The 22160-nt window shown below is 69.0% G+C and carries 27 protein-coding genes and 1 pseudogene; 6 read left to right on the forward strand and 22 right to left on the reverse strand.

Translation table 11 applies throughout. The annotated features are described in order from the left end of the window. Nucleotides 1–11 precede the first annotated feature (11 nt). On the reverse strand, nt 12–539 hold the full coding sequence (locus tag CSC76_RS11785; protein WP_162110203.1) for a GNAT family N-acetyltransferase: 528 nt from the start codon (nt 537–539) through the stop codon (nt 12–14). A 122-nt stretch (nt 540–661) separates the two neighbouring features. Between CSC76_RS11785 and CSC76_RS11790 the strand changes: the two genes are divergently transcribed. Continuing rightward, on the forward strand, nt 662–1291 hold the full coding sequence (locus CSC76_RS11790) for a hypothetical protein (RefSeq protein WP_162110204.1): 630 nt from the start codon (nt 662–664) through the stop codon (nt 1289–1291). Between the two features lie 6 nt (nt 1292–1297). Here the strand turns inward: CSC76_RS11790 and CSC76_RS11795 are convergent, their stop codons facing one another. Both CSC76_RS11795 and CSC76_RS11800 read right to left on the reverse strand, forming a co-directional pair. Next, nucleotides 1298–1576, reverse strand: a complete 279-nt coding sequence (locus CSC76_RS11795) for a hypothetical protein (protein WP_162110205.1) — start codon at nt 1574–1576, stop codon at nt 1298–1300. A 59-nt stretch (nt 1577–1635) separates the two neighbouring features. After that, on the reverse strand, nt 1636–2529 hold the full coding sequence (locus tag CSC76_RS11800) for an alpha/beta hydrolase (protein ID WP_162110206.1): 894 nt from the start codon (nt 2527–2529) through the stop codon (nt 1636–1638). Nucleotides 2530–2640: 111 nt separating this feature from the next. Between CSC76_RS11800 and CSC76_RS11805 the strand changes: the two genes are divergently transcribed. Genes CSC76_RS11805 through CSC76_RS11815 form a run of 3 tightly spaced genes read left to right on the forward strand, consistent with a single transcriptional unit; the run spans nt 2641 to nt 3766 of the window. Then, the gene (locus CSC76_RS11805) at nt 2641–3117 is read left to right on the forward strand and encodes a helix-turn-helix transcriptional regulator (RefSeq protein WP_162110229.1); all 477 of its coding nucleotides are present in this window, start codon (nt 2641–2643) and stop codon (nt 3115–3117) included. Next, nucleotides 3114–3533: a VOC family protein gene (locus CSC76_RS11810; protein WP_162110207.1), complete on the forward strand. Its 420-nt coding sequence runs from the start codon at nt 3114–3116 to the stop codon at nt 3531–3533. Before CSC76_RS11805 ends, CSC76_RS11810 begins: the two co-directional genes overlap by 4 nt. Continuing rightward, entirely contained in the window at nt 3530–3766 is a 237-nt protein-coding gene (locus CSC76_RS11815) for a hypothetical protein (RefSeq protein WP_162110208.1), read from the forward strand. Before CSC76_RS11810 ends, CSC76_RS11815 begins: the two co-directional genes overlap by 4 nt. Nucleotides 3767–3795: 29 nt before the next feature. Here the strand turns inward: CSC76_RS11815 and CSC76_RS11820 are convergent, their stop codons facing one another. The 4 genes from CSC76_RS11820 to CSC76_RS11835 all read right to left on the reverse strand — a co-directional run bounded on the left by CSC76_RS11820 (nt 3796) and on the right by CSC76_RS11835 (nt 6163). After that, complete coding sequence (locus CSC76_RS11820; RefSeq protein WP_162110209.1) at nt 3796–4014, reverse strand: polyprenyl synthetase; 219 nt, start codon at nt 4012–4014, stop codon at nt 3796–3798. A 92-nt stretch (nt 4015–4106) separates the two neighbouring features. Next, a complete protein-coding gene (locus CSC76_RS11825) occupies nt 4107–4832 on the reverse strand; it encodes a hypothetical protein (protein WP_379606225.1) in 726 nt (241 codons plus the stop codon). Between the two features lie 112 nt (nt 4833–4944). After that, nucleotides 4945–5220, reverse strand: coding sequence for a hypothetical protein (locus tag CSC76_RS11830; RefSeq protein ID WP_162110210.1), 276 nt, complete (start codon nt 5218–5220; stop codon nt 4945–4947). Between the two features lie 307 nt (nt 5221–5527). Further along, on the reverse strand, nt 5528–6163 hold the full coding sequence (locus CSC76_RS11835) for a hypothetical protein (RefSeq protein WP_162110211.1): 636 nt from the start codon (nt 6161–6163) through the stop codon (nt 5528–5530). A 194-nt stretch (nt 6164–6357) separates the two neighbouring features. On the opposite strand from CSC76_RS11835, the gene CSC76_RS11840 reads away from it, so the two are divergent. Together CSC76_RS11840 and CSC76_RS11845 are read left to right on the forward strand one after the other, a co-directional pair. After that, nucleotides 6358–6645 (forward strand): hypothetical protein, encoded by a 288-nt coding sequence (locus CSC76_RS11840; RefSeq protein WP_162110212.1) that lies wholly within the window; start codon nt 6358–6360, stop codon nt 6643–6645. Nucleotides 6646–6651: 6 nt separating this feature from the next. Further along, nucleotides 6652–7645: pseudogene (locus CSC76_RS11845) on the forward strand (DNA topoisomerase IB). On the opposite strand, the gene ligD reads toward CSC76_RS11845, so the two are convergent. The 15 genes from ligD to CSC76_RS11920 all read right to left on the reverse strand — a co-directional run bounded on the left by ligD (nt 7640) and on the right by CSC76_RS11920 (nt 22099). After that, the gene (gene ligD, locus CSC76_RS11850; protein WP_162110213.1) at nt 7640–10207 is read right to left on the reverse strand and encodes a DNA ligase D; all 2568 of its coding nucleotides are present in this window, start codon (nt 10205–10207) and stop codon (nt 7640–7642) included. The pseudogene CSC76_RS11845 and the gene ligD overlap by 6 nt on opposite strands. Nucleotides 10208–10282: 75 nt before the next feature. Then, entirely contained in the window at nt 10283–10909 is a 627-nt protein-coding gene (locus CSC76_RS11855) for a GIY-YIG nuclease family protein (protein WP_162110214.1), read from the reverse strand. A 3-nt stretch (nt 10910–10912) separates the two neighbouring features. After that, nucleotides 10913–11833, reverse strand: coding sequence for a non-homologous end joining protein Ku (ku, locus tag CSC76_RS11860; protein WP_162110215.1), 921 nt, complete (start codon nt 11831–11833; stop codon nt 10913–10915). Nucleotides 11834–11927: 94 nt separating this feature from the next. After that, on the reverse strand, nt 11928–12281 hold the full coding sequence (locus CSC76_RS11865) for a PilZ domain-containing protein (protein ID WP_162110216.1): 354 nt from the start codon (nt 12279–12281) through the stop codon (nt 11928–11930). Nucleotides 12282–12303: 22 nt separating this feature from the next. Beyond that, nucleotides 12304–13281: a DNA polymerase III subunit delta' gene (locus tag CSC76_RS11870; RefSeq protein ID WP_162110217.1), complete on the reverse strand. Its 978-nt coding sequence runs from the start codon at nt 13279–13281 to the stop codon at nt 12304–12306. Then, entirely contained in the window at nt 13278–13940 is a 663-nt protein-coding gene (tmk, locus tag CSC76_RS11875; RefSeq protein WP_162110218.1) for a dTMP kinase, read from the reverse strand. The genes CSC76_RS11870 and tmk overlap by 4 nt, the downstream gene beginning before the upstream one ends. After that, nucleotides 13937–15004: an endolytic transglycosylase MltG gene (gene mltG / locus CSC76_RS11880; RefSeq protein ID WP_162110219.1), complete on the reverse strand. Its 1068-nt coding sequence runs from the start codon at nt 15002–15004 to the stop codon at nt 13937–13939. The genes tmk and mltG overlap by 4 nt, the downstream gene beginning before the upstream one ends. Nucleotides 15005–15072: 68 nt before the next feature. Then, on the reverse strand, nt 15073–16434 hold the full coding sequence (locus CSC76_RS11885) for an aminodeoxychorismate synthase component I (protein WP_162110220.1): 1362 nt from the start codon (nt 16432–16434) through the stop codon (nt 15073–15075). Between the two features lie 113 nt (nt 16435–16547). Next, nucleotides 16548–17789, reverse strand: coding sequence for a beta-ketoacyl-ACP synthase II (fabF, locus tag CSC76_RS11890; protein WP_162110221.1), 1242 nt, complete (start codon nt 17787–17789; stop codon nt 16548–16550). A gap of 110 nt (nt 17790–17899) precedes the next feature. Beyond that, nucleotides 17900–18139 (reverse strand): acyl carrier protein, encoded by a 240-nt coding sequence (gene acpP / locus CSC76_RS11895; RefSeq protein WP_014161144.1) that lies wholly within the window; start codon nt 18137–18139, stop codon nt 17900–17902. Between the two features lie 142 nt (nt 18140–18281). Further along, nucleotides 18282–19025 (reverse strand): 3-oxoacyl-ACP reductase FabG, encoded by a 744-nt coding sequence (fabG, locus tag CSC76_RS11900; RefSeq protein WP_162110222.1) that lies wholly within the window; start codon nt 19023–19025, stop codon nt 18282–18284. Nucleotides 19026–19091: 66 nt separating this feature from the next. Next, complete coding sequence (fabD, locus tag CSC76_RS11905; protein ID WP_162110223.1) at nt 19092–20036, reverse strand: ACP S-malonyltransferase; 945 nt, start codon at nt 20034–20036, stop codon at nt 19092–19094. A 206-nt stretch (nt 20037–20242) separates the two neighbouring features. Beyond that, nucleotides 20243–21238 carry a beta-ketoacyl-ACP synthase III gene (locus tag CSC76_RS11910; protein ID WP_162110224.1) on the reverse strand — a complete coding sequence of 332 codons (996 nt, stop codon included), beginning with the start codon at nt 21236–21238 and terminating at the stop codon, nt 20243–20245. A gap of 92 nt (nt 21239–21330) precedes the next feature. Beyond that, a complete protein-coding gene (gene rpmF, locus CSC76_RS11915; RefSeq protein ID WP_056880637.1) occupies nt 21331–21525 on the reverse strand; it encodes a 50S ribosomal protein L32 in 195 nt (64 codons plus the stop codon). 67 nt (nt 21526–21592) lie between these two features. Further along, the gene (locus CSC76_RS11920) at nt 21593–22099 is read right to left on the reverse strand and encodes a YceD family protein (protein WP_162110225.1); all 507 of its coding nucleotides are present in this window, start codon (nt 22097–22099) and stop codon (nt 21593–21595) included. Nucleotides 22100–22160 lie beyond the last annotated feature (61 nt).

Here is a 22160-nt window from a genome sequence, read left to right on the forward strand (position 1 = left end):
CGCGCGGCGGCTCAGCCCTCCGGCAGCACCTGCGCCATCACCCAGTCTTCCTTCGGGTCGTCGCCCACGTGGAAGATCGACCGGCCGACGATCTGGAAGCCGTGCTTGCGCCAGAAGCGGATCGCCTGCGACGACTCCTGCCACACCGTCAGCCACACCGAGCGCGAGCCGCGCAGGCGTGCGGCGGCCAGCAGGTGCGAGACCAGCACCGCCGCAATGCCACGACCATGGAAGGCTTCGTCCAGGTAGATGCGCGCCAGTTCCACCGTGGGTTGCAGGCCCACGTCGGTCGGCGGCAGCGTGCCCCAGCGCAGTTGCGCGAAGCCCGCCCACACACCGTCCTGCTCCACGATCAACGTGAGCGTGTCCGGGTCGCGGATCTCCTGCGCCTGTCGCTCGGGCGTATAGGCCTGCGCAACGAACGCCGCGACGTTCTCGGGTGTGCTGCAATGGCCGTTGGCGGCCAGGAAGGTGCGCCGCATCATCGCGGACAGTTCAGCGGCTTCGGACAGCCGCGCGGGTCGGATTTCGGTTTTCATGCACCGTGCATGGTACGTGCTTCCATGCCGTGAAAGAACGCGGAGACCGTGCGGATGAGGCCAATGTGAGTCTTGCGGGCGCCCATCGCCTACCATGGCCCCCCTTTGTTCCGGATGTACCCATGCTCCGCTGGCTGATCCTGAGCCTGCTGCTCATTCCGCTTTTCGATGCGCGCGCGGCCGGCGACGAAGCCGCCGTGCGTGCCACCTTCGCGGCGTACAAGGCGGCCGTGCTGGCGCAGCAGGGCGAGCGCGCCGCCGACAACGTCACCACCGGTACGCTGCGCGAGTACGCGCGCTACCGCGAACTGGCCCTCTCTGCGCCGCGTGCCGCGCTGGAAGCGTTGCCCATGACCGAGTGCCTGCAGGTGCTGATCATCCGTGCCCGCGTACCTGTCGCCGATCTGCGCGCGATGGACGGACGCCGGGTGTTCACCCATGCGGTGGATCGTGGCTGGATCGGCCGCGAAGGCGTGGAGCGCAGCGAGCTGGGCACCGTGCAGGTGGACGGCGACCGCGCGGCGGCGCGGCTGAAGATCGGCGCCACCGAGCTGCCGGTCGATTTCGAGTTCGAGCGCGAACCGGGCGGCTGGCGTTTCAATCTCATCCCGCTGACCACCATGAGCGAAGACGTGTTCAAGCAACTGGCCCGGCAGAACGGCGTCAGCGAGAACGAGATGGTGATGACGCTGCTGCGGGGCTTGTCGGAAGCCCCGGTGGACGAGCGCCTGTGGGATCCGCCGACACCGTAGTGCGGGTCAGCGCCGAGCGAACACCTCGGGCGGCGCGCGTACCGGGCTGCGATGCGCGGACAGCTCGCCCACCAGCCCCAGCTGCGCGGAGAAATCCGCCAGCCGCGCCCACACGTAGGGCTGCAGGTCGTCGGGGGCGGTGTCGTACACCTGCCGCCACAGCCGGTCCATGAACATGCGCGGCTCCTCGCGCAGCGCTCCGCGTTCGATGCGCTCCCCGGCGGCGGCCAGTGCGGCCCGGATGTCGGCCAACGTGTCCATGCGCGCAGGGTAAGGGCCGTGCATGCCGATTGTGTTACATGAGCCCCGACCGTCCGACGATCGGCGCAAAACCGTGAACGCGGTTACGGTCCCGGCTTTCCGCGCGGCGTCGCGCCAGCCGGTTCGAACAGCCAGCGCATCGCACGCCGGTAGGCCTCGCCGATGGTGGCGGCGTGCGTGCCGCCTTCGATCTCGATCAGCGCCACCTGCCAGGGCGCCGGTGGCTGCGCGGACCAGGCACTGGCCCACTCGCGTGCGATCTGCCGGCGCGCCTCGGTATCGCGGGTGCCGCTGACCACCGCCACCCGCAGGTCCTGGCGGGCATGGGCCGAGGCCGGCGCGAACAGCTGCTCCCGCGCCGGGCCCTGCGCCGGATTGCTGGCGATGCGTCCCCAGAACAGGTCCGGCGCCTCGCGCGCCGACCACAGCACGAAGTAACCGCCACGCGACTGCCCCAGCAGGATGCGCCGTGCGGGGTCGGCGGCGTAGCGGCGCTCCACTTCGGGCACCAGTTGGTCGCGCAGGAAGGCCAGGAACCCCGATGCCCCACCCTGCTCCGGGGTGGCGTCCGGCCCCGGCGCGGTGAAGTCGGTATTGCGCCAGTTGACGGCCGGGTCGAAGCCGCCGTAGGCGATGCCGACGATGATCGCCTCGGGCAACTGCTCGTCGTAATGCAGGAACAGGTGCGTTGGCGCCAGCAGCGGGAACAGGCTGTCCCCGTCCAGGACGTACACCACCGGGTAGCGCGTCGGCGCGGCGGCGTCGTAGCCCTCGGGGTAGCGTACGAAGATGTGGTGCTCGCGCCCAGAACCGCGGTCCGTCAGCGGGAAATAGTCGCCCTTCAGCGCTGGCAGGTGCGCCAGCGGGCCCTGCACGCCCGCACCGTCCGGGGCGGCAGGCACGGGCGGCGCCGCCCACGCCGCAGGCATCACGACGGCCAGCAGCCACACCAGGAGAAACGTCGTGCGAAGGATCATGCCGAATACCTCATCGATGCCGGGCCGGCGGGCCCGGCCATTATCGCCATCCCGGCTCGACGGGGTGGACGCGGCACAATGGCCGCCCGTACCCGCGAAGCGTCCTCCACGGTGAAACCCCGCCCTGATCTGCTGCGCCGGCTGCTGCGCGCGAAGGACCGCATGGATGCCGCTCCCGACCAGGACTGGCCCATCCCCCGGCTGGCCGAGCTCAGCGCGGTTTCGCCGGCGCATTTCGCCCGCGCCTTCAGACAGGCCTTCGGACTGCCGCCGCATCGCTACCTGCTGACGCGGCGCATCGAGCGCGCCGCGGCGCTGCTGCGCGACACCGATGCGCCCGTCATCGACATCGCGCTGCAGACCGGCTGGCGCAGCATCGGCACCTTCGGCCGCATCTTCCGCGACATCACCGGCGAAAGCCCGGGCGAATGCCGCCTGCGTGCGCGCAACGCCCTGGACACCCGCGGAGGCATGCCCGAGTGCGTGGTGCGCGCGGCGGAACGTCCGGACCTGAAGAGCGCAGTTCTGGAGAAGCGCCGGCGAGCGGGCGCGACTAAGGTGGCTGCCCCGACCGAGGAGGCTCCATGAGCGAAGGCATCGAGGTAATAGGCATCTATGTGCGCGACCAGGACGAGGCGCTGGCGTTCTACGTGGACAGGCTGGGCTTCCGCGTCCAGGCGGACGTGCGCAACGGCGACTATCGCTGGCTGACGGTGCAGCACCCGGAACAACCGACCCTGCAGCTGGGCCTGTTCCGGCCCGGCCCGCCGGTGCACGACGCCGCCACCGCCGATGCTTTGCACGGACTGGTGGCGAAGGGCGCCATGCCGCCCCTAGTGCTGCAGGTGAAGGACTGTCGTGCGGCTTACGAGGCGCTGAGCGCGAAGGGCGTGGAATTCATCCAGGAACCCATCCGCCGCTACGGCCAAGTCGACGCCGGCTTTCGTGATCCGTCCGGCAACGGCTGGAAGATGATCGAACGCCAGCGCAAGGAGACGGCATGAGCCTCGCGCGCTTCTCACGACAGAGCCACCGCGGGCTCTCGATCGTGTTCACACTGACGGTCGCGCTGAACTTCGCCTGGCGCGCGGCCGCACAGGGCGAACCGCCGGCGTGGGTGACGTACGCGCCGCTGCCACCGCTGTTCCTGCAGCTGTTCACCGGCCTGTACCTGTTCGCCCTGCCCTACCTGCGGCACCGGCATGCCGACAGCGCGGATCGGCGACAGGCTTCATAAGGCTCCCCGTCCGCAGGTCGCGCCGCCGCTCATTTCTTCATGGCCGCCACGATCTCGGACACCCCAAGCCCGAGTTCGAGCTGCAGGCGCACGTACTCGCGTTCCTTGCGCGACAGCGGGCGCCCCATTTCGATGCGTACGTCCTCGGCTTCCAGGATGCGCAGGATCCTCGGCAAGGCCGAGCCGATGGCGTCAGGCCCGTAACCCGCTTCCCGCAGGGCGGCGCTGAGGATGGTTTCGGTGTCCATGCGTGATCCAGATCGAATGAGGGAGCGCATTGTGCGCCCCAACGGCCGGATCAGGTGAATTTACCGCCAAAGGCGTTACGCCAACGCGCTCTTCAGCGGCGCGCGGACCGTGCGCGTCTTCCCTTGCTGCTCTGCGCGGTGGCGCGACTGCGCACGAACTCCGGGAAGGTGTCCGCCAATGAGTCCTTGTCCGGCAGGATGTAGAACACCCCGCCCCGCTCGAACGTCGGGCGGATGACCTGCTCGTAGAACTCGGGTGCGACGTTGATGCAGCCATGGGTGACGCGGTTGTCGTCCGGCGAAGGCGAGGCCAAGCGCTCGACGCGCCTCTCGGCCGGGACGCCGGTCGCCGTCGGATGGATCGAGACTGCGGAATCGTAATCCACCCACAGCACGCGGCCCGCATCGATCGACGGGCCATAACCGCCCACGAAGCGTCCGGCGGGTGTCGTGCGGTCCCGACCGGGAATCTCGCGAAGCGCGAGGCCGCTGATGCCCGGCGCCGTGTGATCGCCGATGGCCGAACCGAAGAGACCGGGCGCCGCACCGCGAAGGCGTCCATCGCCGCCGAACACCAGGATCTGCGCAGCGGCCTTGTCGATGACCGCGAACGGAAAACCTTCGCTGTCCTTGGCGGCGACCACCCAACCGGCGAGCTCGATCACCGTCTCGGACACGTCCTGTTCGGGCGGAAGCAGGTCGACGGACGCGACGGAGGATGCTGTGCTCTCCTCGGCGCGCACCACATCGCTGCTCGCGAAAGCCAGTGCCAACAGCAGTGCGCCACAGGCGCTCCGGATTGCAGGGTGCATGAACATGCGGATGGGACGGGTCCTTGAAACGATAAATGGGCAAAGCAAAGAAACCGGTGACCACAAGAAGTCACCGGATCCCGGGTTGAAACCGTTCGTCACAACGTGGCGAGAACGATCAACCGCGCGGCACGCGGCGCGGTGCCTCCTCGAGCTGCCGGACGCGGCTTTCCATCTGGTCCAGACGCTGGTTGGCCTGCTGCGCGGACTGGTTGGCGGATTCGGCACTCTGCGCAGCGCCCTGCACCTTGGTGTCGAGCTGGTCGAGGCGCGAGTTGATGGTGGCGAACTCGTCGTCGTAGGTGGCGCAGCCGGCAAGGCCCACGCCCGCGACGATCGCCACGCCGAGCACACGCGCCATCGCCAGGTGTTTCTTCTTGTTGGTCGTAAACATTCCAATCCTCCTTCGTCTGGGGCCCCGGAATATAGCGGCCTTTTCAGCGGTAGCCGCAAGTCCACTTCAGCTTAGGTTGGAGTACGTAGACACGCCGTGAAGATCGCAGCGGCGAGCCTCGCGGCGCTTGTTCGGAAGAATCCATCGTTTTGTTGAACCGGTTCGCAGTCGCGCCAAGCAGCGCCTCACAGTCCTTGCGTGCGTGCAGGAGATTGCGACACGAAATCCGAGATCGCGTGACGGCCCCATGCGGCGTGTCCTTTCGTGTGGAAGCGGGCGTAGGCGGCGTCGAGCGCGCGAACGTGTCTCAACACCCCATCGGCGGCAGGAACGATACCGTCGATACCACCACCCATCTGCCCTTCCGCAGCACCTCCACCCGCACCCGCACCGTGCTGATCGCCACGAACGGCAGCACCGTGCCCAGCACATCGTCCTGGCCGATGCGCGGAATCCAGTCATCCGCCCGCGACGGGTCGCCCTGAGCGGTGGCGTGCGCGCGTACCGCCTGCTCCAACTCCGCCTGGGTGTAGGGCGGAAAGCACGCGTGCTGCTCGGCCGACGGCGTCGGCAGGACGAACGAGACGGCATCCACCGCCTCCGCCGCTTCCCAGCCGGAGACGCAGTGCTTCCAGCCGGTCAGGTCCAGATGCGGCCCTTCCGCGCTCAGGCCCAGGCTGGTTTCGTACTGCACGCGCACGCGCCAGGTTTCACCCGGCTGCGCGGGCTGCAATTGCAGGGTGGCGCCATACACCTCGTCACCCAGCTCCAGCGGGACCGTCAGCAGGGCCGGCACCGGTCCTTCATGCCGCCACCCCGAGAACGATGTGTCGGCACCCGCATGCGGCAGTACACGCAGGCCGACCAGCGCCTGCGTGTGCGCCCGCAACGACACGCACAGCAACATCAGGCACAGCAGGGCGCCCAGCCGCCATCGTGCCATTCCGTGCATCTCCTTCATCCTTGCTCCCCACAAGAAGCAGTAGCCGGTTCGGATGGTAGCGCGATGCGCGGCGATGTCGGACGCCATGCCGTGCCTGAACACCATCGGGCGCGGCGGCATCGGCTTCACGAAAGCGTGACCCGGCCACGCCTAAGTTCGGGGCGGACCCTACGCGCCACGCGCAGAGGAACGCCATGACCATGATCAGACTGCGGGCCACCGGTCCGCGTACCGGATTCGATGCCCTGCTGGCCGACCTGCACGGCATGGAGGGCGTGGAGCGGGCCGAGGAACTGGCCGACCTCATGCCGCACATGGATGATGAGGATTCCAGTTCCGCCGGACTGATGGACGACCGCGGCGGCGATGTGCGCGCCCTGGAGATCGAAGTGCTGTCGCCGCACGCGGACCTGGTACGCGAGGCTGCCGCCGACATCGCAGGCCAGTACGGTCTGGTGCTGGAATTCGTGGACGACTTCTGAGGCGCGATGGCCGGGCTGCTGCATACCTCGGATGCGATGCCCGGCCTGCGACGGCAGCGACGCGGGCGCGGTTTCGTGTACCTGGACGCGCGTGGGCGCCCCGTGCGCGCGCCCGCCACGCTGGCGCGCATCCGTCGCCTGGCCATTCCGCCGGCCTATACCGACGTGTGGATCTGCGCGCAGGCCAACGACACCTGCAGGCCACCGGCCGCGACGCGCGCGGCCGCAAGCAGTACCGCTACCATCGCGACTGGCATGCCGAACGCGGCGCACGCAAGTGCGACCGCCTGCTCGCCTTCGCCGACGCCCTGCCCCGCCTGCGCCGACGCGTCCGCGCAGACCTGGCACTGCCAGGGTTTCCGCGCGGCAAGGTCGTGGCGCTGGTGGTGGCCCTGCTGGGGCAGACCCTGCTGCGCGTGGGCAACGCCAGCTACCAGAAGGCCAACGGCTCCTACGGCATCACCACGCTGCGCAACGTGCATGCGCGCTTCATCGCCGGCAGCGAAGTACGCTTCGCCTTCCGCGGCAAGGGCGGCAAGACGCTGGAAGCGCGCGTCGACGATGCGCGCCTGGTGCGGCTGGTGCGCCGTTGCCGGCAACTGCCCGGGCAGGCGCTGTTCCAGTACCGCGATGGCGACACCGTGCAACGCATCGGTTCCGGCGACGTCAACGCCTATCTGCAGGATGTGTGGGCGGCCCGTTCACCGCGAAGGATTTCCGTACCTGGGGCGCCACGCTGTACGCCTTCCGCACACTGGCGACGACGGAGGTGCCCGAGGCGGAAGCGGCCCGTCGGCAGGTCCGCATGCAGGTCCTGCGCGACACCGCCGCCATCCTCGGCAACACCCCGCGCATCTGCGAGCGCTGCTACGTGGACCCGCGCGTGTTCGAAGGCTGGGAAGACGGCCGCCTGCAGCGCGTGGCGGCGAATGCGCGTGGCCCCCGGCAATGGGAACAGGCGGCGACCCGCTTCCTCAAGCGCACGCGCCGCGGATCATGATCGCTTGCGGCGCCGCTTTTCCGGCACGGGTGATTCCTCCAGTGCGGAGAGCGCCTTGCTGACCGATGCCAGGTCCTGCCTGCGCCGGCCATAGTCGCCCCACGGATGCGCCCGCAGCCGGCCCATGCGGCGCGGAGTGCTGGTCAACGTATAGGCATCGCCGCCCTTGATGCGCCCCAGTTCTTCCCAGCGCAACGGCATGGCGACCGGTGCGCCTTCGCGCGCCCGCAGCGAAAAGGACGCCACGCTGGTGGCGCCGCGCCCATTGCGCAGGTAGTCGATGAAGATCCTGCCCTTGCGGAACTTCTTGGTCGCGGTGGCCACATAGGCAAGCGGATCGGAGGCGGCCATCGCGTCGGCGAAGGCGTGTGCGAACGCCTTCACCTGCAGCCAGGGACATGGAGGCTTCAGCGGTACCACCACGTGCAGGCCCTTGCCACCCGAGGTGCGGACGAACGACGTGAGCCCCAGGGCACGCAGGCGTTTGCGTACCAGGCGCGCGGCCTCCACCACGCGCGGCCACGCCACGTCGGGGCCCGGGTCGAGATCGAAGACGATGCGGTCCGCCTGGTCCGGGGCGTCGGCCCGCGCCCCCCAAGGATGGAATTCCAGCGCGTTGAACTGCACCAGTTCGAGCAGACCGGCCTCATCGCGCACCACCAGGTAATCCGCACGCGTGCCGCCCTCCTCTTCCAGCGGCACGGCCTCCACCCGATCCATGCCGGCCGTGTGATGCTTCTGGAAGAAGCACGGCCGCCCTGCGCCCTGCGGGCATCGCACCACCGACAGCGGGCGCCCATCCAACTCGGGCAGCAGCCAGCGCGCCATCGCACGGTAGTAGTCGAACACCTGCTGCTTGGTGATGCCGCTGTCCGGAAAGACCACGCGCCCGGGATGAGTCAACTCGATCGTGGCGTCGCGGGCGTGCGTGCGCGTGGCGGGCATGGCGGTATCTCCGGCAGAGGGACGTGCTTCGCGCAGGTCCGCCGGCCGCTTGTCACGGCGGAGGGTCTTCAGCGCGGGCTGGCGCAGCAGACCCTGATTGCCGCGGCCATGATGGAACACCTCGGCGACCAGGCGCGGCACGACCCAGCGCGCGCGGCGCAGTTCGGGATCGTCCACGTCCACCCGGGCGGTGGGCGTAGCGCGCGCGCCCTTTGCCAGCTGCTTGGCCAAGGATTCGAGCAGCGCATCGCTCATGCCCGTGCCGACGCGCCCGGCATAGCGCCAGCCGCGGGCGCCGTCGGGTGCGGCCAGCAGCAGTGCACCCAATCCGGCACGCCGACCCTTCGGCGCCGTGAAGCCGACCACGGCGAACTCTTCGGCATCGCGTTGCTTGATCTTCCGCCAGGCAGCGCCGCGGCCGGCATGATAGGGCGCGTCGGCGCGCTTGGAGATGATGCCCTCCAGCCCCCTCTCGATCGCCATCTTCAATGCCTCGTCGCCACGGCCGACGATGTGCGAGCTGTAGACCAGGTGGTCCGGCGGAGACTTCAGGATTTCCGCCAGCAGCGCCTTGCGCTGGTACTGAGGGCTGCCGGCCAGGTCCACGCCATCGACCTGCAGGATGTCGAACAGGACGTAGGACAGCGTGGCGTTCTTCTCGCCCGCCAGCGTGGCCTGCAACAGGCCGAAGTCCTCCTGCCGTCCCGCGCCGGCGACCAGTTCGCCGTCGAGCACCGCCTCGTCCAGATCGAGCGCTTCGAGCGCACTGACGATCTCCGGCGCCTGGCTGGTCCATTCGCGTTCGTTGCGCGACCACAGACGCACGCGGCCGCGCCGGATTTCGGCGATCAGGCGGTAGCCGTCCCATTTCGCTTCGTGCAGCCAGTCGTCGCCGGCAGGCACCTCCTGCTGGAGCTTCGCCAGTTGCGGGGCGCGGAATCCCGGATGCTTCGACGTGGCGCGCGCGCCATCGAGCCGGGCAGCGCGATGCGCCCAGCGCTCACGGGGCGCGGCGGCCTGCGTGGCGCGGGATGCTGCGCGTGCGCCGGCTTTCGCCGCTGCGCGCCTGCGCCGGGCGGGACGCGTGTCCGGTGGCGGCGTGACGTCTTCGAGCAGATCGTCGGCCTCGCGCGGGCCGGCGAAAGCGTCGCGCTCCTTGAACAGCAACCACTGCGGCTGGCGCGCCGGCACATGCGTGCGCACCAGGTGCCAGCTGCCCTTGAGCTTGTCGCCGAACATGCGGCAGCGCAGATGCCCCTTCGCCAGCTGCGCCTCGGCATCGCCATCGGTGCTCCACAGGCCGCGGTCGAAGGTGGCGACATGGCCGCCGCCGTACTGCCCTTTCGGTATCTCGCCTTCAAACTGGGCGTAGTCGATGGGGTGATCCTCGACTTCGGCGGCCAGACGTTTCACGTCGGGATCGAAGCTGGGGCCCTTCGGCACCGCCCAGCTCTTTAGCGTGTCGCCCACCTGCAGGCGGAAGTCGTAATGGCGCCGGCTGGCGTGGTGCAGCTGTACGACGAAGATGGGTCGCTTGCCGCGCCCGCGCGGCGCGTCCGCGTCCGGCTCGGGAGTGCGGTCGAAATGGCGCTTGCGACGGTATTCCTGCAGGCTCATGGACGCTCCTCGCCTCCGTTATGACGCCACGGCCGTCAACAGCGCGTGCAAGTAGCGGCCGAGCCGCGCGCGGGGTCAGCCGGGCGACAGGCTGTTGCGTGCATGCCACGCACGCAGGGCCGGCGAAACGGCATCGTCCAGCGGCACCTCGAGCACCCGGTAGGCATCGAGCGCGTCGCGCAGCACGGCCCAGGGCGTGCCCGACCGTGCCAGCGGCCACCCGTCCACGGGACCGTAGCGTGCGATGGCGGCCTGCTCGCCCGCGCCCAGGTGCTCGCGCTGCGCGGCCAGCCGCTCCGCCACCCAGCCCCGCAGCGGATGGAGGGCGAAACCCGCGTCCTCGAGGGCAGTGCGTGCGGCGCTCAAAGCGGTTTCCGCGCCACGGAACCATTCGGTCCGGCCCGCCGCACGCGCGGGCACGATGAGCGGCGGCGGCGCGGCGTGCAGGTGCAGATCGCGCTTCAGACGGGTCTCCCAGCTGCGGGCCTCGCGCACGCTGGCTGCCTCGGCCAGCCAGCCGCGGTCGAGGTCGAAGAACGCGTAGTAGCGCGGCGAGAACGCCTGCATGCGCCGCAGCGGATCGGTGGCGATGCCCAGCTTGGCGTGGTCTTCGTAGGCGCAGGGCAGCACGTACAGGAAGGCGCGTCCGCTGGCGCCGGTGCCGACGCCTTCCACCGGCACGACGCGGCGCCCGCCCGCCATGCGTCAGCGCGACGCGGCCTTGCGCGCCGCCTTCTTCGCGGCGGCCTTCTTCGCGGCCTTGGCCGCCTTGCGCGGGGCCTTCTTCGCGGGCGTCTTCTTCGCAGGCGTCTTCGCCGGCGTGCGCTTCTTGGTGTCCAGGCTCTTCTGCAGCAGCGCCATGAAATCGACCACGTTGGTGGCGGCGTCCTCGCGCTCGGGCGCGTCGTCGTCCGTGATCTTCGTGGTGGCGCCGCGGGCCTTGATGCGTTTCTTGATGATGGCTTCCAGCCGCTGGCGGAACTCGTCGTGATAGTCGTCCGGCGCCCACTTGGCCGACATCGAGCCGATCAGGCTCTCGGCCATCTCGCGCTCCTTGGCGGTGATGCGGTAGTCCGATGCCTTGCCGGCGGGCAGCTTGTATTCGTCCGGTTCCACCAGTTCCTGCGGATAGCGCAGCATCATCAGGACCAGTGCATCACCCTCCGGAATCACCGCGCACAGGTATTCGCGGGTGCGGATCACCACCCGCGCCACGCCCACCTTGCCGGTGCTGGCCAGGGTGTCGCGCAGCAGCACATAGCCCTTCTCGGCCTTCTTGCCGGGCACCAGGATGTAGGGCTTTTCGTAGAAGCGGATGCCGATGTCGTCACGGTCGACGAAGGCCTCCACCTCCACCGACTCGTGCGTCTGCGGGGCGGCCGACGCGATGTCGTCTTTCTCCACCACCACGTAACTGCCCTTGTCGTACTCGAACGCCTTGACGATGTCCTTCCACGGGACTTCCTCGCCGGTCTCGGCGTTCACGCGCTCGAAGCGGATGGGCTTTCTGTCGCGCGAGTCCAGCATACGGAAGCTGATGTCGACCTTGCGCTCGCCGGACATCAGCGACACGGGGATGTTGAGCAGACCGAACGACAGGGTACCGGTCCAGATGGGGCGCGCCATGGAATGCCTGCCACGGGAAACGAGGCCTGCATGCTGGCCAGCCGGGACGAAAGCCTGCGTGAAAGCGGGTGTCCGCGCGCGACGCGGACGCGCCTCACATGGTGTGCGTGGGCTTCTCGCCGCTGAGGCTGCCGGCCAGCATGGTCTCGATGCGGTTCTTGATCGCTTCGCCTTCGCTGGTCTCGGCGAACTGCACGCCGATGCCGGCCGCGCGGTTGCCCTGGGCGCCCGCTGGCGTCACCCAGACCACCTTGCCGGCCACCGGCAGGCGGTCGCTGGACTCGGGCAGCGTGAGCAGCAGGAAGACCTCGTCGCCGAGGAAGTAGCGCTTGGGCGTGGGCACGAAGATGCCGCCACCCTTCACGAACGGCATATAGGCGTTGTACAGCGCGGCCTTGTCCTTCACTGCCAGTGACAGGATGCCCTGCCGTCCACCTGCTGCATTCATTCCCCGTCTCCGTGCGTGTCGGTCAGCCGCGCCGCGCGCCGACGGCGCGCCCGCGGTCGCTGCCGGCCCACGCCAGCAGCAGTTCCACCATGGCCAGGTCGGCGCGCACCGTGGTCCGCAACAGGTCGCGGGTACGATTGGCGGCGTCGAACCAGGTGGCCAGCTTGTTCAATCGGGCCGGATCGGTCAAGCCGATGCGACCCGCCTGCTCCAGCGCAAGATCGGCGGCATGGCGCAGGCGCGCATCGGCCAGTTCATCGTTGGCCCAGCGCTGCGCGGTCTCCACCACGCCGATCTCGCCCTGCTCCAGCCGCTTGAGGTCCCGCGCGACGGCTTCGCGCAGGGCCAGGCCATCGTGGCGCAGCCAGTCGTCCGCCAGGCCGGGATGGCCGCGCGCGGCGTCCAGGGCGCGCTGGGCGTCGGCCTCGGCATGGCCCTGCGCCCGCAGCCAGGCGAGTGCCTCATCGTGCGGGGGCAGGCGGAACTCGATGCGCTGGCAACGGCTGCGGATCGTCGCCGGCAGGCGCGCGGGTTGCGCGCTGACCAGCCACAGATAGCGGCCCGGGGCGGGTTCCTCGAGCGTCTTCAGCAGTGCGTTGCAGGCCGCGCGGTTGATGGCGTCGGCGGGATCGAGGATCGCCACCTGCGCCTGGCCGTATTGCGGTGTCAGCGCCAGCTTCTGCGCGACCTCGCGCACCTGGTCGATGACGATCTCGGTACGCAGCTTGCTGCCGTCCTTGGTGGGCGCGAACGACACCACCTGCAGGTCGGGATGGGTGCCGGCCTCGATCAGGTGCGCACTGCGGTCGTTCGGCGCGGGTTCGCCGCGTGCATCGCGCTGCTGCGCCAGCACGCGGCGCGCCAGGCGGTCCACCACCGCGCGCTTGCCCAACCCCGCAGGGCCGCAGACCAGCAGGCCGTGGCCGAGGCGGCCAGCCTCCAGCGCCGCGACCGCGTGGTCGTACGCACGCTGCTGCCAGGGGGAGAACGCCGTGCTCATGCCAGGTCGCTGTCCGTCAGCGTACGCAGATAGGCGGTGATGGCCGCTTCCACCGCGGCCGCGACGCCTGCCGGCGGCTGCGCCGCATCGATCACGCGGAAGCGTTGCGGCTCGGCAGCGGCGCGCGCGCGGAAGCCGGCGCGCACGCGCTCGAAGAAGTCGTCCTGCTCGCTCTCGATCCGGTCCGGCCACAGGTCGCGGCCGGCGGTGCGCGCTCGGCCTTCGCGCACGTCCAGGTCGAGCAGCAGGGTCAGCCCCGGCTTCACGCCCACGGCGCGGCGCTCGAGGGCGGCGATCCACTCGGGGTCCAGGCCGCGGCCCGCGCCCTGGTAGGCATAGCTGGAATCGGTGAAACGGTCGCTGACGACGAACGCGCCGCGACGCAGCGCAGGGCGCACCACTTCGCGCACGTGCTGCGCGCGCGAGGCGAACATCAGCAGCAGCTCGGTCTCCGGCGCCAGCGCTTCGTCCTGCGGATTGAGCAGCAACTCGCGGATGCGCTCGGCCAGCGGCGTACCGCCGGGTTCGCGCGTCAGCACCACCTCGTGGCCGGCCGCCTGCAGGCGGTCGCGGATGGCCGCGATGGCGCTGGTCTTGCCGGCGCCCTCGCCGCCTTCCAGCGTGACCAGGCGCGGCTGGGTCAGCACGGCCTCGCTCATGGCGCTTCCGCCTTGCGCAGGGTCTCGCGGCGGGTGACCAGGTAGCGCGCGACGGCGGCGTTGTGCTCGGCGAGCGTGGCCGAAAAGATGTGCCGGCCGCTGCCGTCGCCGACTGCGACGAAATACAGCGCATCGCCGTCGGCCGGATTCACTGCCGCCCGCAGCGCATCCGCACCGGGCATGGCGATCGGCGTGGGCGTCAGCCCCTTGCGGGTATACGTGTTGTAGGGCGTGTCGGTGGTCAGGTCGCGGCGGCGAATGTTGCCGTCGTAGCCGCTGCCGATGCCGTAGATGACGGTGGGATCGGTCTGCAGCGGCATGCCGATCTTCAGCCGGCGCGCGAACACGCCGGCGATGGCGGGACGTTCCTCGGCGATGCCGGTTTCCTTCTCGATGATCGAGGCCAGGATCAGCGCCTCCTCCGCCGACTGCAGCGGGATGCCGGGCGCTCGCGCTTCCCAGGCCGCGGCCAGTGCCTTCTCCATGGCGGCGTAGGCACGCTTGAGCACGTCCAGGTCGGACTCGCTGCGCGTATAGACGTAGGTCTCGGGCAGGAAGCGTCCCTCCGGATGCTGGTCGGGGTGGCCCAGCGCGGCCATCAGTTCGGCATCGCTCATCTGCGCGGTCTTCTGCTGCAGGGGCGAGGCGTTGCGCAGCGCCGCGCGGACCTGGCGGATGTTCCAGCCCTCCACCAGCGTGAACCGGTACTGGAGCGTGCGGCCCTCCCGCATGCGCTGCAGCAGTTCGCGCGGGGTCAGCGTGGGCGCCAGGGCGTACTCGCCGACCTTCAGCTGGCTGGCGGTGTTCGTCTGGCGCGCCAGCAGGCGCCACTGCAGGTCGGTGCCATGCGACACCCCACTCTCGCGCAGCTTGCGCAGGACCGTGGGGAAGGCATCGCCCGAGGCCACTTCCACCGTCGCATCGGCCGTCGTGCCGCCGATGGGCGCATCCGCGAACCCCCGATGCCCCTGCCCCAGCCAGAGGCCGGCACCCACCGCCACGGCCAGCAGCAGGGCGAACAGGATGACGATGAAGCGGCAACCGCGCTTGAGAGCTGACGCCACGTAGTCCTCGGTGCTTGAAGCGGGTTGTGCAGGATACCCGGTCGCCGTCTCAGGCTGTAGGCGCGGGGTCAGCCTTCCAGCGCCTTCAGCACGCCACGGGCCTTGGCGCGGGTCTCGTCCAGCTCCTTTTCCGGGACCGAATCGGCGACGATGCCGGCCCCGGTGCGGAAGCGGGCCACGCTGCCCGTTCCCTCGGCGAGGATTTCGGCACTGCGGATCAGGATGTTCAGGTCCAGATCGCCGTCGCGGTTGAGCCAGCCGAAGGCGCCGGTGTAGGCGCCGCGCGGGACCTGTTCCAGTTCCGCGATGATCTGCATGCAGCGCACCTTCGGGCAGCCGGTGATGGTGCCCCCGGGGAAGGTGGCACGGATCACGTCGCCGGCCGTCGCATCCGCACGCAGGTGACCGCGCACGTTGCTGACGATGTGGTGCACGTGCGCGTAGCTCTCCACCGTCATCAGCTCGTCCACCTGCACGCTGCCCGGGGTGCAGACGCGGCCCAGGTCGTTGCGTTCCAGGTCGATCAGCAGGACGTGTTCGGCGCGTTCCTTCGGGTGGCCGACGAGTTCGCGGATGCGTGCCGCGTCGTCGTCGCCCTCGAAGCGCGGGCGGGTGCCGGCGATCGGGCGCGTCTCCACCACCTCGCCACGCACCGAGACCAGCCTCTCGGGCGATGAACTCACCACCGTCCAGCCCGGCGTGGCGAACAGGCCTGCAAACGGCGCGGGATTGGCGGTGCGCAGGCGGGCGTACAGCGCGGCCGGATCCAGGTCCGCCTCGAAGCGCGCATGCCAGGGGCGCGAGAGAGTGACCTGGGAGATGTCGCCGGCACGGAGGTAATCGAGGATGCGCTGCACGCCTGCGGTGAAGCGCTCCGGCGCGTCCTCGTCGATGCGTGACGGCGGCTGCCACATGAGCAGGTCCGGCTGTCGCGTCGCTACCGCCACGTCGGCCACCGTGCGTGCCATCAGGTCGCCCTGCCCCGCTTCCGCCACGACCACGCAATCGCCGGTGCTGCGATCGCGCAGTACGGCGGCGGGACAGCGCAGTGCGAGGGCGACGGGGTGCGCCGCGGCCCCACGGGGCAATTGCAGCACCGGCTCCACCTGCTGCGCCAACTCATACGCCAGCAGCAAGGCCCAGCCGCCTCGGAACGGCCAGCGTGGCTCCTCGCGCGGCATGCGCTCGGCCAGCCAGTGCCGATCGAGCGCGGCAAGGAAGTCGCCGGTCTCCGCGTTGCCCTGCAGATCGCGGGTGACGCCGTCAGCATCCAGCCGCAGCCCCGTGCCATCGGCCACCAACAGGATGTCCCAACGGCCCTGGGCGGTGCCCGACGCGACCGATTCCAGCAGCACCGGATAGCGCTGCGGATCCAGCCGATGCACGGCCAGCAGGTCGGTGTCCGACGGAAGAGCGCGCGTTTCGATCATGGCTTCGTCATCCCGGCGAAAGCCGGACCCAGTGCCTTGTCCTGCAGTAGAAGCGTAAGACGCTGGGCCCCGGCTTTCGCCGGGGTGACGTCGTCGATTTTTCCGGCACCGCTTCAGATCCGCCTGAACACCAGCGTGCCGTTGGTGCCGCCGAAGCCGAAGCCGTTCGACATCGCCACGTCGATCTTCTTCTCGCGCGCCGTATGCGGCACGTAGTCCAGGTCGCAGCCTTCCCCCGGCTCGTCCAGGTTGATGGTCGGCGGGATGATGCCGTGGTGGATGGCCAGCACGGAGAAGATGGCTTCCGCGCCGCCCGCCGCACCCAGCAGGTGGCCGGTCATCGACTTGGTGGAGCTGACCATGATCTTGTACGCGTGGTCGCCCAGCGCGCGCTTCATGGCCAGCGTTTCGGCCAGGTCGCCCAGCGGCGTGGAGGTGCCGTGCGCGTTGAGATATTCCACCTGGTCGACATTCAGGCCGGCGTCCTTCAGCGCCGACAGCATGCAGCGCGACGGGCCTTCGCCGTTCTCGCTGGGCGCGGTCATATGGAAGGCGTCCTGCGAGGCGCCGAAGCCCGCCAGCTCGCAGTAGATGCGGGCGCCACGCGCCTTGGCGTGTTCGTATTCCTCCAGCACCAGGATGCCGGCGCCGTCGCCCAGCACGAAGCCGTCGCGGTCCTTGTCCCACGGACGCGAGGCGCGTGCAGGATCGTCGTTGCGGGTGGACATGGCCTTCATCGCGCAGAAACCGCCCACCGAGGTCGGCGACGAACCGCGCTCGGCACCGCCGGCGATCATCACGTCGGCATCGCCGTACTGGATGGTGCGCATGGCGATGCCGATGGAGTGGTTCGACGTGGCGCACGCCGAGACCGCCGAATAACCGGGGCCTTTCAGACCCTTCATGATGCTCAGGTGGCCCGGCAGCATGTTGATGATGGTGCTGGGGATGTAGAACGGGGAAATCTTGCGCGGGCCGCCCTCGTGCAGCTTCACCGCGGTTTCCTCGATGCCGAGGATGCCGCCGATGCCCGCGCCGATGATGGCGCCGATGCGCTCGGCATTGGCCTCCGTCACTTCCAGCCCGGCGTCTTCCATCGCCATCAGCGACGCGGCCAGGCCGTAATGGATGAAGGAGTCCATCTTCTTCACGTCCTTCGGCGGCACGAAGGCGGTCGGGTCGAAACCGCGGATCTCGCCCGCGATCTTCGTGCTGTAGCCCTCGGTGTCGAAGGTGGTGATCGGGCCCAGGCCCGAACGCCCGTTGACGATGCCGTCCCAGCTGGTGGCCATGTCATTGCCCAGGGGGGACACCAGGCCCATGCCGGTGATGACGACGCGACGACGCTGGCTCATATCGGATTCCTCATGACTCTTGGCGGCCGCGCCCTACGCGGGCGCATGGGGGCCGGATACGCGCGGGGCCGCATGCGCGGCCCCGACACGGTTTGCTGCAGACGCCGGACTTACGCCTTGACGTGCGCCTTGACGTAGTCGATGGCCTGCTGCACCGAAGTGATCTTCTCGGCTTCCTCGTCCGGAATTTCGCATTCGAACTCTTCTTCCAGCGCCATCACCAGTTCAACGGTGTCCAGCGAGTCGGCGCCCAGATCATCGACGAACGATGCGCTGGTGGTGACTTCCTCTTCCTTCACGCCGAGTTGTTCGACGACGATTTTCTTGACGCGTTCTTCGATGCTGCTCATGGATTCGCTCCAGACGGAGATGGGTGACTTGTTGGATTCTGCCGACGCCGGGCGAAGGCAAACCGGGGATAGTGTAGTGGAAACCGGGGACGCCGGGCAGGTATCGCCAAACGCCACCTAATCAACCACTTACAGCTAATTCTTACGGCATGTACATGCCGCCGTTGACGTGCAGGGTCTCGCCGGTGATGTAGCCGGCCGCCGGACCCGCAAGGAAGGCCACCGCGTGGGCGATGTCGGAAGGCTCGCCCAGGCGGCCCAGCGCGATCTGCTCGCCGAGCGCCTTCTTGGTCTCTTCCGGCAGGTCCTTGGTCATGTCGGTGGCGATGAAACCGGGAGCGACCACGTTGGCGGTCACGCCGCGGCTGCCGATTTCCTTGGCCAGCGACTTGGAGAACGCGATGATACCGGCCTTGGCCGCGGCGTAGGTCGCCTGGCCCGCATTGCCGGTCACGCCGATCACCGAGGCGATGTTGATGATGCGGCCCTTGCGCGCCTTCATCATGCCGCGCATCACCGCCTTGGACGTGCGGTAGACGCTGGTAAGGTTGGTGTCGAGGATGGCCTGCCAGTCCTCGTCCTTCATGCGCATCAGCAGGTTGTCGCGGGTGATGCCCGCGTTGTTGACCAGGATGGAGATGGCGCCGAATTCCTTGGCGATGGCGTCGATCAGCGCATCCACCGCGGCCGCTTCGGTCACGTCGAGCTGGCGGCCATGGCCGCCCATGCCCGCCATGCGTTCGCCGATGGCCTGCGCACCGGACGCCGTGGTCGCGGTGCCGATGACGGTTGCGCCCTGTGCCGCCAGTTCATCGGCGATGGCGGCGCCGATGCCGCGGCTGGCGCCGGTGACCAGCGCGACTTCACCCTGCAGGGGCTTGCTCATGTGATGTCCTCGGAACGGTCCGCGCGGACGCGGCGAATCAGGATAAGGGATCGGGTGCGGCGAAGGTCAGGCGCGCCACTCGGCGAGCGCGCCTTCGAAGTCGCCCACCCCCCCGATGGCTCGCGCATCCAGGCCCTTGTCGATGCGCTTGACCAGTCCCGCGAGCACCTTGCCGGGGCCGCATTCGGCGATACGCGTGGCACCGTGCGAGGCCAACACCTGCACGCATTCGGTCCAGCGCACCGGCAGGTACAGCTGGCGCACCAGCGCGTCGCGGATCGCGTCCACGCCATCGTGCACCTTCGCATCGACGTTCTGCACCACCGGCAGCGACGGCGCCTGCCATGACAGGCCCGCCATCACCTCGGCGAGTCGATTCGCCGCTTCCCGCATCAGGGGCGTATGCGACGGCACGCTGACGGCCAGTTTCACCACCTTGCGGATGCCACGCTCGGTGAGCAGTGCGATGGCGCGCTCGACCGCTTCGCTGTCGCCGCCGATCACGATCTGGCCGGGCGAGTTGTAGTTCGCCGGTACGACCACCTTGCTGTCGGAGGCCAAGGCGCACACCTCGGCCACCAGCGCCTCCTCGGCGCCCAGCACGGCCGCCATCGCGCCGACGCCCGTCGGTGCGGCGTCCTGCATCAGCTGCCCGCGCAGGCGCACCAGGTGCGCGCCATCCTTCAGCGAGAGCGCACCCGCGGCGACCAGTGCGGTGTACTCGCCCAGGCTGTGCCCGGCCAGCAGCGCCGGCGCGGGGCCGCCCTGCTGCTGCCATGCACGCCACACGGCGATGCCGGCGGCCAGCAGCGCAGGCTGGGTGTATTCGGTGCGGTTGAGCATTTCCTCGGGGCCACCCTGCGACAGCGCCCACAAGTCCACACCCGCGCCGTCGGAGGCTTCGGCGAACGTCTCGCGCACGATCGGATGCAGCTCGGACAGTTCGGCCAGCATGCCGACGGACTGCGAACCCTGGCCCGGGAACACGAAAGCGAGATGCGTGGAAGTCACTAGGACACCCTGCGTGAAAACAGGCCGCGATGATACGGGCGAACCTGCCGGATTGTCTGTACCGGGGCGTATTGCGCACGCGCCTGCGGCAAGGTGTCGCACGCCATGGCGGGCACCGCGCGAACGCACGATGAAGTCGCCAAAAACGCGAAAGGCGACGCTGCGAAGCGTCGCCTTTCCTCAGGCGGGAGGTGCGTGCGCGCGGCTCAGTAACGCAGCAGCACGGAACCCCAGGGGAAGCCACCGCCGAACGCTTCCAGCAGCAGCAACTGGCCGCGTTCGACACGCCCGGAGCGGATCGCCGTATCCAGCGCCAGCGGCACCGAACCGGACGACGTGTTGCCGTGCTTGTCGACCGTCACGATCACCTGGTCCATCGACATGTCCAGGCGCTTGGCCGTGGCCTCGATGATGCGCAGGTTGGCCTGGTGCGGGATCAGCCAGTCCAGGTCGTGCTTGTCCAGACCATTGGCCTGGAGCGTCTCGTCGACCACGCCATCCAGGGCCTTCACGGCGTACTTGAAGACGTCGTTGCCCTTCATGTGGATGCGGATGCCGTTGTTCGGCTCGTCCTTGTTGAAACCGGCCGACACGCCCACCGGGTTCCACAGCAGTTCCTTCTTGCTGCCGTCGGCGTGCAGGTGCGTGCTGAGCACGCCCGTCTCGGTGTCGGCCTTGAGCACGGCAGCGCCGGCGCCGTCGCCGAACAGCACGCAGGTGGTGCGCTCGGTCCAGTCGACGATGCGGCTGAGGGTTTCGGTACCGATGACCAGCGCGGTCTTGGCGTCGCCGCAGCGGATGAACTTCTCCGCCACGCTCAGCGCGTAGATGAAGCCCGAGCAGGCGGCGTTGACGTCCATCGCAGCGCAGCCGGTCGCACCGAGGCGCGCCTGGATAAGGCAGGCGGTGGACGGAAAGATGAGATCGGGGGTGGTGGTGCCGACGACGATCAGGTCGATATCGGAGGCATCCACGCCTGCGGCTTCGAGCGCGCGCAGCGCGGCCTGGTAACCCAGGTCGCCAGCGGTCTGGCCTTCGGCGGCGATGTGGCGTTCGCGGATGCCGGTACGGGACTGGATCCATTCGTCGCTGGTGTCGACCAGCTTGGCCAAGTCTTCGTTGGTCAGCACCTTTTCAGGCAGATAGCTGCCCGTTCCGGCGATGCGCGCGTAAATGCGCCCCTTGTTGCCCGGCTCGCTCATGCACGCTCCCATTGCCGGCCCGACCGCGGGCCCAGGTTGTCATCGATCATGCGGAAGGCGCGCCCGGCCAGTGGGCGGGCGCGCTGCATGGATCAATCTTCCTCGACCGCCGAGGTCTTGGTGGCGATGACCTTCTTGCCGCGGTAGTAACCGTCGGCGGTCACGTGGTGGCGCAGGTGCGTCTCGCCCGTGGTCGGGTCGGTGGACAGCTGCTTGGCGGTCAGCGCGTCGTGCGAACGACGCTGGCCACGACGGGACGGGGTGACGCGGGATTTCTGCACAGCCATGGGATTGCTCCAGCTCTCGTATCTGTTGGTGAACCTTGCGGTTCGTGTTGCCAGACCGCCGTAGCGGCTAGTTCTTCTTCAGCGAGGCCAGTGCCGCGAACGGACTGGTCTTCGCCACCTCTTCTTCGTCCGCCGCCCATTCGCGTTCCACCGCGTCGGACGCCGGGTCCACCGCCACCACCGGCACGGCGAGGACCAGTTCGTCCTCCACCAGGTCGGCGGGGCGCAGCATGCCGTCTTCCGGCACCAGCAATGCCTCGTAGTCGGGCGGCAGCGCGGCCTCTTCCTCCTCGCTGCGCACCAGACCCAACCGCTGCGTCAGTACCACCGGCAGCACGAAACGCCGCAGGCTGCGCTGGCATACCAACGGCAGGCCGGCCTCGATGTGCAGTTCCAGGTACGGGACCCGCAACGCATCGTGGTCGAACTCCACCGTGTAGCGCACGTCGCCTTCGGTATCGGCCAGAAGGCCCTGCAGGCGGGTCATGGCAGACAACGGCAGGCGGCCTTCGAAGCTGCGCCGGTTCGCGACCATGCGCCACGCATCCAGCAGCTCGGGCGTATTCGCGGACATAAGCCGCTGAATGTTAAGGATCAAACCCTGAACTGGCCCATATACACCACTCCCGACCCCG

The organism is Pseudoxanthomonas mexicana (genome assembly GCF_010093385.1).
Classification (GTDB): Bacteria; Pseudomonadota; Gammaproteobacteria; order Xanthomonadales; family Xanthomonadaceae; genus Pseudoxanthomonas_A; species Pseudoxanthomonas_A mexicana.